The sequence below is a fragment of the Nostoc sp. FACHB-110 genome, from assembly GCF_014697425.1.
GTDB lineage: Bacteria > Cyanobacteriota > Cyanobacteriia > Cyanobacteriales > Nostocaceae > Nostoc_B.
Window position 1 is genome coordinate 25,239 of record NZ_JACJRU010000048.1, and the last position, 17,623, is coordinate 42,861.

At 41.7% G+C, this 17,623-nt stretch carries 18 protein-coding genes; 2 read left to right on the forward strand and 16 right to left on the reverse strand.

What is annotated here, in order from left to right:
* Window positions 1-67: 67 nt before the first annotated feature.
* From H6G69_RS28755 to H6G69_RS28765, 3 genes are all read right to left on the reverse strand, one after another.
* Window positions 68-1,348, reverse strand: a complete 1,281-nt coding sequence (locus H6G69_RS28755) for an acetyltransferase (RefSeq protein ID WP_190692532.1) — start codon at window positions 1,346-1,348, stop codon at window positions 68-70.
* Between the two features lie 276 nt (window positions 1,349-1,624).
* Complete coding sequence (locus H6G69_RS28760; RefSeq protein WP_190692533.1) at window positions 1,625-1,852, reverse strand: hypothetical protein; 228 nt, start codon at window positions 1,850-1,852, stop codon at window positions 1,625-1,627.
* 321 nt (window positions 1,853-2,173) lie between these two features.
* Window positions 2,174-3,109: a 1-acyl-sn-glycerol-3-phosphate acyltransferase gene (locus H6G69_RS28765; protein ID WP_313952314.1), complete on the reverse strand. Its 936-nt coding sequence runs from the start codon at window positions 3,107-3,109 to the stop codon at window positions 2,174-2,176.
* 113 nt (window positions 3,110-3,222) lie between these two features.
* On the opposite strand from H6G69_RS28765, the gene H6G69_RS28770 reads away from it, so the two are divergent.
* Window positions 3,223-4,089, forward strand: coding sequence for an alpha/beta hydrolase (locus H6G69_RS28770; protein WP_190692534.1), 867 nt, complete (start codon window positions 3,223-3,225; stop codon window positions 4,087-4,089).
* Window positions 4,090-4,101: 12 nt separating this feature from the next.
* Here the strand turns inward: H6G69_RS28770 and H6G69_RS28775 are convergent, their stop codons facing one another.
* From H6G69_RS28775 to mnmE, 4 genes are all read right to left on the reverse strand, one after another.
* On the reverse strand, window positions 4,102-4,431 hold the full coding sequence (locus tag H6G69_RS28775; RefSeq protein WP_190692535.1) for a XisI protein: 330 nt from the start codon (window positions 4,429-4,431) through the stop codon (window positions 4,102-4,104).
* A complete protein-coding gene (locus H6G69_RS28780; protein WP_190692558.1) occupies window positions 4,419-4,835 on the reverse strand; it encodes a XisH family protein in 417 nt (138 codons plus the stop codon). Before H6G69_RS28780 ends, H6G69_RS28775 begins: the two co-directional genes overlap by 13 nt.
* Window positions 4,836-4,876: 41 nt before the next feature.
* Entirely contained in the window at window positions 4,877-5,647 is a 771-nt protein-coding gene (locus H6G69_RS28785) for an SDR family NAD(P)-dependent oxidoreductase (protein ID WP_190692536.1), read from the reverse strand.
* 81 nt (window positions 5,648-5,728) lie between these two features.
* Complete coding sequence (gene mnmE, locus H6G69_RS28790) at window positions 5,729-7,123, reverse strand: tRNA uridine-5-carboxymethylaminomethyl(34) synthesis GTPase MnmE (RefSeq protein ID WP_190692537.1); 1,395 nt, start codon at window positions 7,121-7,123, stop codon at window positions 5,729-5,731.
* A 222-nt stretch (window positions 7,124-7,345) separates the two neighbouring features.
* Between mnmE and H6G69_RS28795 the strand changes: the two genes are divergently transcribed.
* On the forward strand, window positions 7,346-7,543 hold the full coding sequence (locus H6G69_RS28795) for a hypothetical protein (protein WP_190692559.1): 198 nt from the start codon (window positions 7,346-7,348) through the stop codon (window positions 7,541-7,543).
* A 6-nt stretch (window positions 7,544-7,549) separates the two neighbouring features.
* Here the strand turns inward: H6G69_RS28795 and H6G69_RS28800 are convergent, their stop codons facing one another.
* The 9 genes from H6G69_RS28800 to H6G69_RS28840 form a co-directional block, all read right to left on the reverse strand.
* The gene (locus H6G69_RS28800) at window positions 7,550-8,281 is read right to left on the reverse strand and encodes a Uma2 family endonuclease (RefSeq protein ID WP_190692538.1); all 732 of its coding nucleotides are present in this window, start codon (window positions 8,279-8,281) and stop codon (window positions 7,550-7,552) included.
* 63 nt (window positions 8,282-8,344) lie between these two features.
* Window positions 8,345-9,877, reverse strand: a complete 1,533-nt coding sequence (locus H6G69_RS28805) for a HetZ-related protein 2 (protein WP_397327022.1) — start codon at window positions 9,875-9,877, stop codon at window positions 8,345-8,347.
* On the reverse strand, window positions 9,865-10,482 hold the full coding sequence (locus H6G69_RS28810) for a CHAT domain-containing protein (RefSeq protein WP_190692539.1): 618 nt from the start codon (window positions 10,480-10,482) through the stop codon (window positions 9,865-9,867). Before H6G69_RS28810 ends, H6G69_RS28805 begins: the two co-directional genes overlap by 13 nt.
* A gap of 202 nt (window positions 10,483-10,684) precedes the next feature.
* Entirely contained in the window at window positions 10,685-12,307 is a 1,623-nt protein-coding gene (locus H6G69_RS28815; protein WP_190692540.1) for a mucoidy inhibitor MuiA family protein, read from the reverse strand.
* Window positions 12,308-12,402: 95 nt separating this feature from the next.
* Window positions 12,403-13,332 (reverse strand): LysR family transcriptional regulator, encoded by a 930-nt coding sequence (locus H6G69_RS28820; RefSeq protein WP_190692541.1) that lies wholly within the window; start codon window positions 13,330-13,332, stop codon window positions 12,403-12,405.
* Window positions 13,333-13,605: 273 nt separating this feature from the next.
* Entirely contained in the window at window positions 13,606-14,403 is a 798-nt protein-coding gene (locus H6G69_RS28825; protein ID WP_190692542.1) for a BMC domain-containing protein, read from the reverse strand.
* A gap of 184 nt (window positions 14,404-14,587) precedes the next feature.
* A complete protein-coding gene (locus H6G69_RS28830) occupies window positions 14,588-15,334 on the reverse strand; it encodes a transferase (protein WP_190692543.1) in 747 nt (248 codons plus the stop codon).
* Window positions 15,335-15,532: 198 nt separating this feature from the next.
* Complete coding sequence (locus H6G69_RS28835; RefSeq protein ID WP_190692544.1) at window positions 15,533-17,212, reverse strand: ribulose bisphosphate carboxylase small subunit; 1,680 nt, start codon at window positions 17,210-17,212, stop codon at window positions 15,533-15,535.
* Window positions 17,213-17,320: 108 nt separating this feature from the next.
* Window positions 17,321-17,623 (reverse strand): EutN/CcmL family microcompartment protein, encoded by a 303-nt coding sequence (locus H6G69_RS28840; protein ID WP_190692545.1) that lies wholly within the window; start codon window positions 17,621-17,623, stop codon window positions 17,321-17,323.

Below are 17,623 nucleotides of genomic sequence, written 5' to 3' on the forward strand. Positions count from 1 at the left end.
GTTCAGAAGTCTAGAACTATTTGATGCTAAGGATTTTGAATCTAAAATCCAAAATCCAAAGTTGGTATTACCATTCCACGCGGGAAATTAGGCTGCCATTGTCGGCATAAATCACCCGAGAACGAACATAAGTTCTCGAAGGTAGTGTAGAGTTGAAGACTGCGCTTTTTTGCCCAACAGCTGATTTACTGCCAATAGCTGAACGGAATATAACGGAGTTTGGCCCTAGACCGACAAAATCACCAATGCTGGTTTCCGGGCCATTAGCAACACCATTAACAACCTGCCGACCACCATGAACTAACGCACGCGGCCCATAACCAACGAAATCACCAACAGTCAAGCTAGTGGTTTCTAAAGCGTGAAAGACAACATCGTTGGCCATCCCAGCAATTTGTCCAACATTAAAAGGTTCACCCTCATCAGCGCGCAGAGAAATTCTATTGCCTGTTTTGATGTTGATACCTAATAAAGAATCTTCTAAAACGACATTGCCAATAATACGGTTACGGAAGTTAGGATCGCGAGTGCTAACTCCAGCTAACTTTGGCAGACCTCCAGAGTTAAAAGAGGTAGCTGGGGCGTAATTTATACCTGTTACGTTTGTCAAATCGGTTCTGGCTAAGTCAGTGTAACCTTGGGCAAATGCTTCATTAACTTCAATAATGCCTTGCATTAATGCAACATCGGCTTGTGTCAGGTTTGCGACTTTCCCCAAAAGACCACTTGTAGCTTCTAGGTTAGTAGTGACGTTTTTACCAGGCAAAACAACTTTACCAGCAGGTAAGGTGACACCAGGGCCAACCCTTGCCAAAAAGTTAACTACCGTGTTTCTTTCTACTGTTGCGCCGTCGATTTCACAGTTAAAGGCGAGAAATGTCTCTGGAACAGTGTTGCTAAATTGAGTATTGCTAACTGGGTCAGTAAACGGCCCGGTTGAACCTTGAGTACCGATTTTGGCTGCACCTTTGATAGTGGCCATGTGTGCCATAATTACGCGCGGCCCTATCTCTACTCCCGTTCCCGAAGCTGTAATATTTACCTGGTCTTGAACGTTGGAATCTGCTGCAATGCTAATAGGTGCATTAGTCGCGTTTAACTTCGCAAATGGGGCAATGTAAACTTTTTCGCCCAAGGTAATATTTGTAGGATTGGTAACTGTTGCAGTTGGGTCAATAAAACTAGCTGATGTTGAAGGTGCTGTACTAGGACATACAGGTAGGTTAGCCACTGTTGGATTACAAGTTCCACCAGAAGCAAATGCAGGTTGTATATATAGCTGTGTGCTAATGACAACCGTTAGGATAATTGCAGCTAAGGCGCGAAAAATTGCGCGAGGTCTGAACATAGAAAGCTCCTCACGTTTGGAGATATTTGGTTACAAAAAATTTGCTTTGATAAGTTGTACCATTTCACCCAAATGCTGATACTCCAGCCTCAATTGCAGGGCAGCCCATCTGTGCGCCCTGACTAAAGTATGTGTAGCATTGTGAAAAATGGTATTGAAGATATAGTGAGGCAATGTCTGGCGACAATACGCAAAGCGTCTACGCAGACAAGAAATTACCCAAAATTACACTGCAAAAGCCCTTATTTTTGGCTCTTTATATAGAAATGGACAGGGTTAACCACCCCAAAAACCTGTCAAGCCGTAGACTATTTGTAAGATCAGTGATAGCAAAGGCCCTAATAGTGGAACATCAATGATTGTGGTTGCTCCGGCAACGGCATCATCGTAGACCGTCTGCCAAGCGTCTGGGCCGCTAGCAGATTGTCCATAAACTTTTGTCCCAACGGCCAAAGTGAAGCCGAGCGCAGCTAGACAAGCTAGTAGTGTGCGACGTTTAAACATTATTTTTTGATACCTAATAGTTCGCCACGTTTGTTTGGCAAAGTAAACCGAAAAGCTATAGAAAAGGCTGAAACTTTTCGGTTTACCTCACCTCATCACCGCCATATTTAAGTTCATGAAGTACTATTCGCTACAAGCGGCTGTTAACAACTTATTGTATTATTATTTGCTGCTTTATACTAGAGCTTTTTCTATTGTTAAAAATTATGTTGTAGATAAAAACTTTAGTAAAATTCCAAGTTTGTTAACAATAATTATCTATATTAAGGAGGATGTTTCTTTGTTTTTGACTGCAAATATCACCCGTCAAAAGCGTTGTGATCACCACAGTATATGGTTGAGAAAGTAACGTAAAAGTTTTATTCCTTTAGGTTCTTGATAATTAGATGGTAGTAGAGATACAATCGCGTTCTCCAAAATTTCTAAAGTAGTTTCTACGTCTTGTCGAGTAGTTTTTGTATGTGCAGAAAAATGCAACGGTTCACCAAAGCGAATAGTTAACTCTTTTCTTAAATAAAGATCATAAGAGCCTATTATCGCCACCGGGACTATTGGTACACCAGCGCGTAAAGCATATATCACCGTTCCTCGCTTCAAGGGAAGATGCAATTTACCCTCTGTACTTCCCAACCTTCCTTCAGGAAAAATCATCATGCCATCGCCATGAGCTAAAATTCCCAAAACAATGCGGTCTATTTGGCGTAATGTTTGGATATCACTACCGGAAGGAACATTTTGTTCAATAGCGGCGGCTAGTTCTGTTAAGTCTTGTCTCCCGGCTTTGGCGGCTTCCATAACAGCGACTTCTTCTTTCCACAACCGCGCTAGCGGAATGACACCGCCAGCAAAGCATAAAACAAACCGCTTCCACCACTTGTTATATAAAGTGCGAGCATCGCCCAAAATATAGTAATAGGGATGGCTGGGGAGTTCTGCCAACAACAGCAAGGGGTCAATGTGGTGGAGATGGTTAACGGCGAGAATTGCTGGTGTCTGCGGTAAGTTGGCGAGGTTTTCTACTCGGACTTTGAATAATGTATGAATGAGCGATCGCAAAACAAATCGTCGTACACTACCATTAATTTGATGTTCTGTATGCCCTTGCTTAATTGCTTCAAGACGAGTTAAAGCTTGTTTAATTGTATTACGCACAGTGCGATCGCTAGCTGCTGCTACACCTTCTTCTACTCTTTTAATTGCAGCAGCATCCAAAAGCGGCAAACTATCTGACTGATGGTTAGAGGAATTTTTAGTCACTCACTCATCATAGTGGGCGATCGCTTTTTATTAACCCATCTGGAGTTATAAGTCCTTACAATGTACCTTAATTAGCTGTAACTAGCTAAAAAACTCATCAAAAATACATTTATATGATTGAGCGTAGCGAAGGCAAATTTGCGGGTGTTGGCAAACTTGATTTGTATTACCAAAATTGGCAACCACAAGGGAAAGCCAAAGCAATATTAGTTGTTGTGCATGGGTTGGGAGGTCATAGTAGCAAGTACGGTAATATAGTCCAGCATTTCATCCCCAAACAATATACTATCTATGCCTTCGATATGCGCGGTCATGGACGCTCACCCGGACAGCGAGGTTATATCAATTCATGGGCTGAGTTTCGGGAAGACCTGCGAAAATTCATAACTTTAATTCAAACTCAGCAGCCAAAATGCCCGATTTTTCTATTAGGGCATAGCTTAGGCTCAGTTGTTGTTTTAGACTATGTTTTGCGACACCCCCAAGAAGCGGCTGCACTGCAAGGTGTAATTACTTTAGCCCCAAGTTTAGGCAAAGTTGGAGTACCGAAAGTCAAGTTACTTATTGGACAATTGATGTCACGGATATGGCCGCGTTTTAGTTTGAGTACTGGTCTTGATTTAGCTGCTGGCACACGCGATGAAAAAGTATTAGCCGCCTACGCCCAAGACACGCTGCGGCACACTTTAGGAACTGCGCGTTTGGCTACAGAGTTTTTAGATACCGTTGCTTGGGTGAATAACCATGCTACTGAATTGCAATTACCATTATTAATTCTTCACGGTAGCGCAGATAGAGTAACATTGCCTGAAAGTAGCAGAATTTTTTATGAGCAAGTAACTTTTACAGATAAAACAAGAATTGAATATCCTGAAGCTTATCACGAACTACAAGATGATCTTAATTATCAAGAAGTATTAGCAGATTTAGAAAATTGGCTAGAAAAGCATTTATTAACGGAGACAAAAACTATTAGCTAGAGTTTCTTTTTTCTAACCAGTAGCAAATTCCGTAAATTTGCGCTTATAGGGGGCATGAAAACCTAAAACAATATCTTGTTTCGGTACACCAGCCGCAACTAACTCATTTGCTACTCCTATCTCAGTTCCATCTCGTTGAATCCAAATTTTGCCATCTTTAATATCTATATGAATGATGCAGCCGTAAACTCGCCGCAGATTTTCCCATCCCAAATGAAGTAGTTGATAATGATCTCGCTCTATATCAAATATTAATAGCAATTCTGTATCACTATCAGAATGATAGTTGGCATGATTTTTAATAATTGTCTGAATTAATTCACGGTAATTTATTCCTTCCATAATAAAATATCCTCTGTAATAGGTTCAAAAATTAATAGCTTCAACTTATATTCTGAAACTACTTCCTGAATAAATGGTCGAATAAATAAATCTCTATATATATCTTCAGAAATTGCTAAATATAGAACTCGTTCAGGTTGTTTTTTATTTAATGCTGAACGATATGTAAGTGTTTGACCTAAAGCTACATAAAAATCACTGATTTCGGATGCACCTAAGAAAGATTTAATCTCAACTGCGATTTTTTGCCCAGCTTTTTGAGCAGCTAGCAGCCTCTCGGCTCCTAAGTCTATATAGAAATCAATTTCATCAACTTTAACCGATAATGGGTCATCGGTAATTATCCATCCATCTTTTTCTAAAGCTGAACGCACAGCGTTGTGAAAAATATCTTTGGCTGACATATTTTGATTATAAATGTACTCAGAACTAGCGTGAGGTTCAACTACCAAGGCAGTTTACTACCATCCCAGGAGAAAAATTCCCCACTATCACCCTCTTGGAGTTGCTCAATTACAGTCAATAATTGACTGACTGTACGTTCGACTGAAAATAATTTTTCTGGCGGGACATTGCGTTGAAACGGACGAGATAAACGTGTATCGGTTGTCCCTGGATGTAACATTACAACTAAGGTTTGTGGACAAGTTCTTTTATATTCAATTGCCACATTTCGCATCAACATATTCAGTGCAGCTTTAGAAGCTCGATAACCATACCATCCACCTAGTTGGTTATCACCAATACTGCCGACTTTAGCTGATATTGTGGCAAATACGCTGAGTTCTTTATGGCGAAATAAGGGCAATAAATGTTTAGCCAGCAGCACTGCACCAATACTATTGATTTGAAAGTAGCGGAGTAAGTTTTCTGAATTTATATGTTTTAAACTTTTTTCTGGTTGGATGTTGTTATCATGTAGCAGTCCAACACAATTAATGACTAAATGCAGCTTGTCAACCTCTGTACTGATATGCTGTATAGATGTAATAATTTGCGATTCTTCAGTAATATCCATGATTAAACAAGTTAATTTATCAGGATATTTTTCTGCTAAAGAAAGTAATTCTTCTGCGGTATTCTGATTACGATAAGTGGCATATATTTTGCTAACTTTTTCATCTTGTAGGAGTTTTTTAATAAAACCTAGACCAATGCCTTGGCTAGCTCCGATAATCATGACATTCGCATTTTGAATATTTGTAATAAAACTCATTATGTTCACTCAATAAATCTATAGTATTTTTTTAACGCAGAGTTTCGCGGAGGTTAGCGCGGACGTGCGCGGAGTTTTTCTCTATTTACCAATACAGAATCGGCTAAATATTCTATCTAAAACTGATTCTGTAACTTCTTCGCCTGTAATTTCTCCTAATGCTTGAATTGCACCACGCAAGTCAATTGTCCAAAAATCTAGGGGTAATTGTTGAGTAATTGTTGCTTGCACTTGTTCTAATGAAATTTTTGCTTTAGTTAATGCTGCGGCTTGTCTTTGATTAATCGCTAAATCCATATCAGCAGCTTGCACTTTTCCTTGTTGCACTACTTCTAAAATAGCTGTTTCTAAATCATCAATGCCTTGATTTTGCGAGGCGGCTGTAAGAATTTGAGAATCTAGATTTGGGATTTTGGATTGCAGAAGTTTGCTTTCAGCTTTATTTACTAAGTCAATTTTGTTAATTACTAAAATTAATGGACGGTGTTGCACCTGTTCATAAATTTCTTGGTCGCCTTCAGTCCAGCCAACAGCAGCGTCGATAGTAAATAATACTAAATCAGCAGCACTGGCAGCACGGCGCGATCGCTCTACGCCAATTTTTTCTACTTGGTCGGCTGTTTCTCGAATCCCTGCTGTGTCAAGGACTTGTACAGGTATGCCGCCGACAACAAGCTGTGATTCTACAACGTCGCGGGTTGTACCGGGTAAGTCGGTAACTATGGCGCGATCGCTCCGGCTCCAAGCGTTGAGCAAACTGGATTTACCGACATTTGGACGACCAACAATCGCCACTTTCAAGCCTGTACGCAAAAGTTCACCTTTATCTTTGGTTGCTAACAATTGGGTGATTTCTGCGGCGATGTTCTCAATTCCTGATATGATGGCGTTATCATCCAACGGGGGTAAGTCTTCCTCAAAGTCAATCCGCGCTTCGATTTCGGCGAGAATATCCAAACAGTTAGACCGTAACTGGCGGATAGGATGAGCGAGTTTTCCTTGCAAACCAGCTAAAGCAGTTTGGGCGGCTTGGGGAGATTTCGCCCCGACTAAATCAGCAATGCTTTCGGCTTGGGTTAAATCGAGTCTGCCATTCAAAAACGCTCTTAAAGTGAATTCCCCAGGCTGCGCTAATCTTGCACCCTGTTCTAGACATAATTGTAAAACCTGCTGCACGGCAATAATGCCACCATGACAATGAAATTCCACCACATCCTCGCGGGTGTATGAGCGAGGTGCTTTCATGATCAGCAACAGCGATTCATCCACTAGTTCTCGGGTCTGGGGATGACGAATATAGCCGTAAAGAATCCGGTGACTTTCCCAGACTTGTTTTCCAGGTGCGTGAAATAGAGATTGCGCGATCGCCATTGCTTGGGAACCAGACACGCGTACAATACTCACACTACCTTGTTGTGGCACAACAGCAGTTGCGATCGCAGCGATGGTTCCAGTGGTGGCAAAAATTTCTGACATGAAAGCTCGTTTTCGCAAAATATTGCATATATTATGGATAGCGTAACAGGAGTGCAGTCATCCAATATCCATAACAGTCATCAGTTAACAGGAAACTGCTGAGACTAGTCATAGCAAGACTCAGCCAAGCCAAACTCATGACAGATGACAAATAACCATTGTCTCATCGTAAAATTTAACTTACGGGTAGTAAAACGCCCTAATTTTGGAGAGGAATCGACTGTGGAGCAGAAAATTAATTGCGCAGAAGTTTGCGTCAACGGTTGCATTTTAGGGGATAAATGCCCCAATATCGAGTTTAGAGAAGCCGCCTCACAATTCATCAAAGAGACTTCTTTAGACGAAATGCTGGCAATTGCCGAAGAACGTCTGCGTAAAAAAATGACAGAACCACCAAAATGGGTGCTACCTGAAGATTAGTAGCTGTTAAATAGCGTCTGGATCGATATTCAATTCTCGCAGTTTTGCTGCTAGGCGATCAGCGCGTTGACGTTCTTGTTCAGCGCGCTGTCGCTCTTGTTCAGCACGCTGTCGTTCTTGTTCTGTACGTTGTACTTCCTCTTGCACAGCTTCTTCTGGTGTGGCAATTAGTTGTCCTTCAGGAGTGTAAAATCTTAGTTTCCCTTCAAAAACACCCAAATATAGCTCAAGTTGCTGACTCCACAACCAACCTTGAGGATTTGATTCGATTGGTTGATACTTGCCAGCTAATAAGACAAATCCAGCAAATTCTAAATTATGGGGGTCAAACCAGAAATATTCTGGTGTGCGAAAAGTCTCTTGATAAATTTGTTTCTTTAACCCTTTATCAGTTGCGGCTGTGGAACTTGATAGCAGTTCTATAATTACGTTGGGGTACTTACCATCTTCTTCCCAAACAACCCAGCTATTGCGAGGTTTTCTTTCAGTATTTAGTACCACAAAGAAGTCTGGGCCGCGAAAGTATTCTGATTTACGCTGATTTGGGCTGTAATAGATGGTGAGATTGCCTGCACTAAAAAAATCTTGGCGATCGCGCCACCACCAATCAAGGCACTTTAACAACAACAGCATCTGCTGTAAATGCTGATAACTTTCCAACTCTGGTTCATCACTGTAGAAATCTCCAGAGGGAAATATAACATCTTCTGGTGCGGGTAAATCTTTAGCAACAGACATAGTAGCAAGTGTCTCAGTAATTTAAGTTTAGCGTAGCGAAAAACCAAGAACTCTCAATTAAAATCAACTCTGTTCTTGATTTCTAATTGATTGGGCTGCGAGATAAATTTTTGACCATTCGCCCATTGCCTGATGAGTTTTGAGTTTTAACTGTTGGGCAACTGCTTCAATAGAGTTACCTGCTTTACGTAAATCTAGTACCTGCCTTCCAATAGGGGTAAGTTTGTCATAAAGTTGTTGCCATTGGCTAGGTGTTAGTCCCAGGTTATGTTCTTGCAAGGAAATTGATAACCAGCTATCTACAAGTTCTGGTTTACCTTTAAGGGAAAAAACGCGCACTGCATGATAGCTGATTTTTTCGCGCAGGCGATAGATTTCGCGGATGGATTTGCCCTGTTGTTTGGCAATTTCATCTTGAGTTTTACCTTGGAGATACAGCCGCAACCAATCGACTGCTTCTTGTCCCAGGTTTTCTTGGAGGTAATCAGCAAATTCTTGTTGAACTGTTTGCCGCAGTGATTGTTGTTCTTCTAGTTGCTGCGCTTCTTGATATTCGGCTATGGCTTGTGTATCTACTAAGTTGATGCGATTATCACTGTCATCAGTGAGACTTTCTTCAGATACCAGTCTCACTATGTCGCTACCGGGAACTTGGGTTAAGCCACCACGCTGTGTCTGGCGCAGGTAGTTGACAAAGCGATAGACTAATAACGGTTGATTGCGTATTGGTCGCAAAGCATACTCTTCTATGGTGGTAAACAGTAATGTGTCTTGCAGCCTTCGGTCTGTGGTAATTTCTGCAATATTAGCCATTTGCTGCTGCATATAAGTGTCGTTTTGCAACAATTCTTGGATGACTTCTTGTAATACATCCATCACACTGCGTTGGCGATCGCGGCTTAAGGCTACCCAAGTTTGAATTTTATTACGTAAAGAAACTAAACTGCCCAATCGGGTAATTAAGTTGCGATAAGCTTTATCTCTGCCAATTCCTAAGTAGCGTTGACGTAAAATTTTCCAGCGATACTCTATCGCTTGTTTGGCAATCTCTAGTTCTTTAAGTTCGAGTAGTTCAAACCGTTGTAAATCCCTGCCTAACAACCAACTTACAATACTTTCTCTTGTTGTTGCACTTTGCTCTGGACATTCTTCGGCTAGGCGGTTGCGCCAATATTTCTCTAGTTTTTCTACTTGTGAAAACCTAGCTAGATTCTGTTCTTCAACACCTCGCGTTTGCAATACTAAAACCTGGATATTAGAAGTTGTGTCTGGTAAATTCTCATCTGCAATTTCTTGTTCTACCAGTTTGTTTAGTGAAGTTTTGAGTTGTGAGCTAGCAAATGTTTGCTCTTCGGCAGGTATGATCTGTAAATCTTGAACTGGAATACCTTGAATTTCAGCAAGTCTACCGTCCCTGAACAAAGCCAAAATTCGCTCAAATCCCGCTTGAGAACCTTCTAAAAAAAGTTTTACACTACCTGCCTCTATCTTTTGTAGCGTTAACGATGCATCACCAGAAATTTGACGCAAATGAGCAATAATGGCTTCTGCTAGTGGTTTATTAATTTCATCGATAGTAGCACTTAGTACAAGGATGTATTTAGATTGTGGCGATTTATGCTCTCGGAATTTTTTTTTTCGTAAATTACTGGGGTTAAATGTTCAGGAATACCTTCTAGGCGAACATCTACACAGCCAAACTTGTAAGCCTCATTAATTGAACGATTTGCTCCAAGTGCTTTATAAAAACCCACAGCAAAGGCGATCGCAGCTTGATCACCGATGGCTTGGTTCATACCAATTACAAAATCGATATGCTGAGAAATAGCATCGGCTTGAGACGCAGAATCACAGGCATTTAAGATTACACAATTGACTTGTTCACTCACAAGTTCAAATAACGCAGCTAAAGCATCAGGTGGGACAGCTTTAACTTTGCCTAATTCATCTTCAAAACAAAGCTCGCTAGCATTTGTACCATGACCAGAAAAATGTACAATCTGAGGCTCAACATCTAAGATTGCCTGACTAATATCTGTGGGACGGACGCTCCATCGCTGTTCTAGTCTAAATTTATCTCTCTGTTTTGCCAGTTGTAACCTTTGTTGAATTTCTCGTAATTCTTGCCCTAAACGCAGCCGTGACGCATCAGTAGGTTCAGATGCTAAAAACAAAATTTTAATCAGTCTTTCACTGTTCATTTAAGGCAATTTCTTATAAATATAGCGTTTATTGACACCATTAATCCTTAATTTATTAGATATTAAATCCTAAATTATCTCTTTGTACTTTTGTCGATAAGCTGTTCCATATTTAACTTGCATCCAATTGGCAGACAATATGTCCACCCCCACAAGAGTTTGATGTAATTACAATATGCAAAATAGAGGTGTTTTAGCTTATCTAAATATCCAAACCTACTACTGTTAAATCGGGTGGATGTTCTAGCGTAAATTGATAATATATCTCTCGTCGCTCTTGCGGTGAAACGCTTAACTGCCATTCTAAAGTTCCCATTTCCCCAAGTTGAATTTGTGGTTGAATGCGCGTGAGGCGAACTTTTATTTGCTCATTGCGGCTAACGGGTAATTGATCGGTGATTTTTAAATTAATTTCATGATTGAGTAAGTTAGTAATCAATAACCGATAAGCGTAAGTAGTGCGACGTTGATTCACAATTACTTTTTTATCTACTTGCCGTTCTACTAAACTACGTTCAATTTTTAAACCTTCATCAATTCCTAAATTCAAAATAAACTCTTGTCCAGGCGCAATATTTTCTAATCTAGTTGTCCCTACAAAAATATCATCTCGAAAAATATTAGCTTTTCCTGGTAATAAAGTTGCGCCATCAGAGCTATTTTTGACGTGAGCTTGTAAATAAGCAAAGCTCACCAAGCGTGGCATGACTACATAATCAAAATTACAGGTATAATCATCATGAAAAATTGTGGTTTTATGGGGCGCGCCATCACTAGGAATATTCCCACCACTATTAAGTTTAAATGTAACTAAACTTCCTTGTTTGGAGACTGTTGCTCCGACATTTTCTGCGAGAATCAAAGCATCATCGGCTAAATCTTCCTCATTTTGGGAAAAAAATGCGTCAGCCGCAGCAGGCACAGCCGCTATGCTAGGCAGTGATGGACGAGGTAATACTCGTTGTAATGAGCGCGAACGTAAACTGTCAATATACCAAGGTTCTAGTTGTGGTGGTAGTGTACCTAATCCTGGTTTAGCAGTGGATAAGGTAAGAGCCACATCCTGCCAATCTTCGCCAGTATTTTGAGTGACTTCTGCTAGGTAGCTCAAATGTACTGTCTGGCTGGCACTATCTACTCGCAAATCATACAGTGGCATCCAACTAGCACGATTGACAATGTAGGATACTTCTAATTCAAATTCGCCTGCACCAGCAACTTCTACGCCAACAACCAAGCTAAAACTTTCTTTAGGATGGGGTGTTTGTATGTTGTGTAAGGTGGCGCGGAGTGCTTGTAATTGCTTGTCTAGTTCCTGCTGTTGGCTGTGACAATCACCAGATGCGATCGCATATTCACTATACTGACTGCCTAAAAAATTCAAAAAATCCAAAGTCTCGCTCAGGCTGAGATTTTTGCGGGACAAACTTTGAGCAAATGGTTCTTCGGTTTTTTCCCGCAAACCCTCAATAAATTTTGCCTGCAAAGCTAAGGCATCAATTTGCGCTTGGAGATTGCGTTTTTCCGCTTCTATTTGTTGAATTTGCCGGGTTAACTGTGCTACTCTTTCGGCTACTGGTTCGGTAGTGTAGATGCGATCGCTACTTACTCCCAACAAACGTACTCCTACCGTACCTTGACCACCTACCCTAACAGAATTTGTTTCTAGAGTTACTGGCAGTGAATTAATCACCAATTCCCTTTCCGCCCCTGTTACAGCAACGACACCTCGTCTTGTAACTAAGGCTTGATCGGTGTATACCGTCACAGTTACTACCTGGGTTGGGACTGTTTTTCTCAGAGAAAGAGTTTCCGGGTTTGTCACTGCCAGCTTTCCCCCATATCAAATGACTCTGCTGGTTAATTTTGTCACGGTTCAGATGCTACAAGTCAAGCAAATTGAAGCTTAGATATTAAAACTCAATCAACAGTGCTATAAACAGGAATCTCAGTCTGCTCCACAAATGTTTTGGCAGCATCCAATAAATACTCATAATAAGTCCGAGCGACAATTGATAATTGTTTACCCGCCGGATAAACCATGTACCAAGCTCGTTTAATCGGGAAGTGCTGCACATCCAAAATACTAAACTCCGAAGCATCTGAGAGTAAAGTATGGCGAGATAAAACTGAAATTCCTAAACCACCTGCGATCGCTTGTTTAATTGCTTCATTACTGCCTAACTCCAACTTTACATTCACCCTCACATTATGCTCTTCTAATAAAGCTTGCACAGCCCGACGAGTCCCTGAACCTGGTTCTCGCATAATGAAAGGTTCATCATTTAGCTCTTGAATTGGGATATTTTTCTCTTTTGCTAAACGATGATTTACTGGTGCAAAAACTACCAAAGGATTGTCTAAAAATGGTTCACAATTGACATCCAAATGTTCTGGAACCTGACTCATAATGTATAAGTCATCCAGATTATTCATCATTCGCTCAATGATTTTTTCGTGATTTGTGACTTGCAGCGAAATATCAATTCCTGGGTAACGCTGACAAAATGGCCCCAATAAACGTGGGATAAAATACTTAGCTGTAGTGATCACTGCTAAACGTAATTGCCCTTGTTTTAGCCCTTTCAAATCAGCCACTTTCATCTCAAATTGAGCAATCGTCTCAAAAATTTGTCGACAAGTAGCAAAAAGTTCTCTACCCGCCTCCGTCAAATACAAGCGTTTACCCACCTGCTCAAATAAGGGCAACCCCACAGATTTTGTCAATTGCTTGATTTGCATGGAAACTGTAGGCTGGGTCAGAAACAATTCTTCCGCAGCACGAGTAAAGCTACCATGTCGAGCCGCCGCCTCAAATACCTTTAACTGGTGTAGCGTCGCTTGGTTCAAGGGTAATTCTCCTCTAATAGCGATCTATAGATATAAAACTAGTATCACTAAACACCTGCCAATCATGCGGTGTTGCTCATACAAAGTTATGAGTTTTAGTATAGAGAAAAATCTATTTTCGCTATTAAAAGAAAGATATTTGATTTATAGTCCGTAAAAGTTATGATCAAAACAACAAGCGAAGCGTAAGATGCCTTCCAGCCAAGATGAATGCTGAATACTGAATTTTGATGAGAATTTTCCCACAATTCATCACACAAAATTCAAAATTCATCATTCATCCTTCCATAATTCTTCGGTAACTTTTGCAGGCAACTTCGCCAAATCTGGCAATTGCAGTACCTCCAATTCAGCCACTTGCTCCTTAATATTCACTGGCATCTTAATCGGTTGCCGTTCTTCTATCCAGCAACTTGCTACAGGCAAGGTTTGTTCCAACTCATCCAAAGGACGAGGAATCACCATCACCGCATTCAATTCCCCAATGCGTTCTGCCTCATACATTCCCGCTTCCACTGCTACCGCGACATTAGCTACCGAGCCACGAATAATAGCTGTACATAAGCCCGCACCGATTTTCTCATACGCTGCTAACTGCACATCAGCAGATTTCAACATGGCATCGCAGGCTCCTACCATCGCCGGAAACCCCCGTGTTTCCACCAAGCCAATCGCCAAATTACTCAGACGGCTATAACTGCCTTCCTCCATATATTTACTTAATCTATTTGTAATTGGCAGCACGACATCTAGATTAGGAAAAGGGCGAGGAATCACCAAACTCGAAACCAATTGACCAAACTGTTCAGCAGTTTGCACACCTGATTCTACTGCTAGGCGGACATCAGCAATACCACCCCGAATAATTGCCGTACAGTGACCGCTACCAATTTTTTCATATCCAACCAGGTGAACCCCGGCTGATTTCAACATCATGTCAGCAGTGCCAACAATTGCCGGAAAGCTAAGTGTAGATACCATACCCAAGGCAGTATCCTTGAGGTTATCTCTATCTCGCCGACGCGATGCGGCCCGAATAGTGCTAAGGGACTGTTGATTATATGTGTCCATGTGAATTCTCCAGGATACTCACAGTCAATGATGTAAATGCCCTTTTAGTAGCTGTCCCAAGGGTAAGCCAATGATTGAAAGTAAAAGGCAGAAGAATCAAGCATAAAGGATGAAATCAGTTTTATCATCCTTCATAATTCATACTTCACACTTCATACTTTAGAAGACAACTTACAATTAACACTTATTCAGGCGGTTCGTCAGAATTAGGATTATTCAAGGATTGCCTATGGGGAAATAATGTGGTTAATAGCCTTTGAATACTTCCTTGCCCATAAATTTGCGTGCCAAAAATCTCTGAAGATTCAGGGTTGGCTGAACTTACGTCTGATGAATTAGCCGCAGTTTTATCTTGCTCAGTAGGTGGTGGTTGTGCAGACGGTGTAGGCGAAGGTTGAGGAATAGAAACAGACTGGTGTTTTAATTCCCAAAAAGCGGCAGCCGAGAGATTCGTTGAGGATAGAGAAATTACTTTTTCCTTACTTCCCTCTAAATTATTGCCTTCTGGTTGTTGCTCTTGGGTATTCGGAACAGCAGCATTATTTGTGGGTGGTTCTTGGGGTTGAGATGGACTAATCTGACGGCTAGTATCTCCTAAGACCGAGCTTGGCGGTACTACTGCGCCTGGTTCCACAGAACAGTTAAAAACTGTTGTCGCAGCACCAATACAAGCATTAGTACCAATTTTGCCTGCCCCCACCATCAAAAAACCGGCTCCCAAGTTAGCCCCTGCTCCTACTTCTAGGGTTCCTGCATTGGCTTGGAGAATCGACCCCATACCAATACAGACACCAGGGCCAATAATAATTTTGCTGTTGGTAGCCGCTTGGAGTATCACACCGGGTGCTAGCACTGCACTGGGATGAATAATCACCTCGCCACTAATGTAAGGCTCAAAGTTATTGTGGAGGCGCAGTGGCGGCACAGACATGAAAAATTAAACCTCGAAAGATAGAAGGGCCGAGTGCTGAGTGCTGAGTGCTGAGTGCTGAGTAAAATTCAGCATCTTTAATCACTCACAGTTTATGGTTAGTGTGACTAAATATTCTGGTTCAAAGTTAACTCAATACTTTACAACTCAGCACTCAGCACTTTTAACTCAGCACTCAGCACTTTTAACTCAGCACTACTATGGACGTTGAATAATAGTTTCCAATACTCGACGTTTGGCTTTGGGGTCAATACCAATCAAGCGCACGTATTCACCTTCATATTCAGACAGGTATGCTTCTAATGCGGCGATCGCATCTCTTTCCGATCTTGCCTCAATTTGGCCACAGCTAGCCCAAGAACCTGTGCGGAAACGTCTTTGGTCTACGTGTTCGGCACTAATTTTATAACCGCTAGCCAATAATTGCCGTAATTGGTCTACAACTTCTGCACTCAAGCGGTTGCTAGTAGCAGTTGCGGTTGCTGTTGTTTTTGGCGCGCTAGCAATGCTGGAACTAGGATAGGATTTTTGGCCACCAGAGGGTGCAGCTGGGCCATTAGGTCTTTGAATAATGCTTTCTAACACCCGGCGTTTAGCTTTCGGGTCAATCCCAATCAACCGAACATACTCACCTTGATGGTTGCCAATACATTCTTCTAAAGCAGCCACAACATCATTGGTTGAAGTTGCTTCTATCGGCTTACAGCTAGCCCAAGAACCTGTACGGAAACGCCGCTCATCTACGTGTTCTGTACCAATTTTATAACCACCAGCCAACAGTTTGCGGATTTGCTCTACAGTTTCTCCACTGATAGAACCAATCCCAGCACCGTTACCATTACCATTACCGTTGTAGCTGCTATAGCTAGAACCACTTGTACTAGCAGGGGCTTTAAAGCTAGAGCCTGCTGCAACTACACCATCTGGGCGTTGAATAATTGTTTCTAATACCCGACGTTTACCTTTGGGGTCAATGCCAAATAAACGCACGTACTCGCCACTATGATCTGCCAAACAGCCTTCCAAAGCTGATAAAGCTTCATTTACCGATCTTGCTTCAATTGGTTGACAGCTAGTCCAAGAACCAGTCCGAAAACGTCTTTGGTCTACGTGTTCTGTACCGATTTTATATCCTTGCTCCCATAGATAACGCACTTGATCTATGGTTTCCGCACCCAAGCTATTGCTCGCCACTTCACTACTCCTTTCCAACTCTAAGACAGTTAAACCATTACTACTTGTATAAGATTTAGCTAATTCATCCCGGATGGGTGCAATACATTTGCTATCAGCAGCACAGAGATAACCAGCCCGCAGTGCCTGATTAATTCCTACTACATGATGAGCAAATTGCTGGTCTTGGTCTTGCACATCTGGCAGACGGTCAGCTTGCTGCTGGCTGGTAATTATCGCTCCCGATGGTACATATTTACCTGGGGGAATTTCTACATCTTGAATTAAAGCGTGCATCATCACAATGCACCCCGCACCCACTCTGGCATTAAATACTGTGGAGCGAAAACCAATAAAGCAATTTTCCCCTACATAAGCTGGGCCATGAATCAGAGCCATGTGGGTAATCGAAGCATTTTTACCAATCCACACCGAGTATTCATTGCCATCATCACCAATTACTCGGCCTTGCTCCAACCCATGAATCACTACACCATCTTGGATATTGGTATTCTCACCGATGTAAAAAGGTGTACCTTCATCCGCTCTAATCGAAGTCCCCGGAGCAACGATTACATTTGCACCAATCTGCACATCGCCAATAACCTTGGAGAAGGAGTGGACAAATGAGGTTTCGTGGATTTCTGGCTCAGCTAAAGTTTTTGACCACGGGGTTGGGGGTGCCGCCGTGCTGCTGACTGCCATTGCGAGATTCCTCCTGAATTAAGCTTTTTGTCCATAGTCAATAGTCCATAGTCAATAGTCCATAGTTGAGTGACTGTTGACTGTTGACCGTTGACTGTTGACTAATGACTATCTATATTGGTCTTTTTTACTGTAAATAAGGCGATCTTGAACATGAATAGTATCAATTATCGCCACCACTGCTGCATCCAAAGGGCGTTGTTCGTTGCCCAGGATTTGACGAGCGGCACTGCCACGACTGACTAGTACCCACTCATCTACTCCTGCTCCCACTGTATCCGCTGCTACCTCGTATTGTGGTAGGATATTCCCTTCTTCATCTACTAATTGCAACATCAGTAGTTTCACACCGCGAAGACTTGGTTCTTTTTGAGTGCTAACTACTGTGCCACGTACTTTGGCAATTTGCAT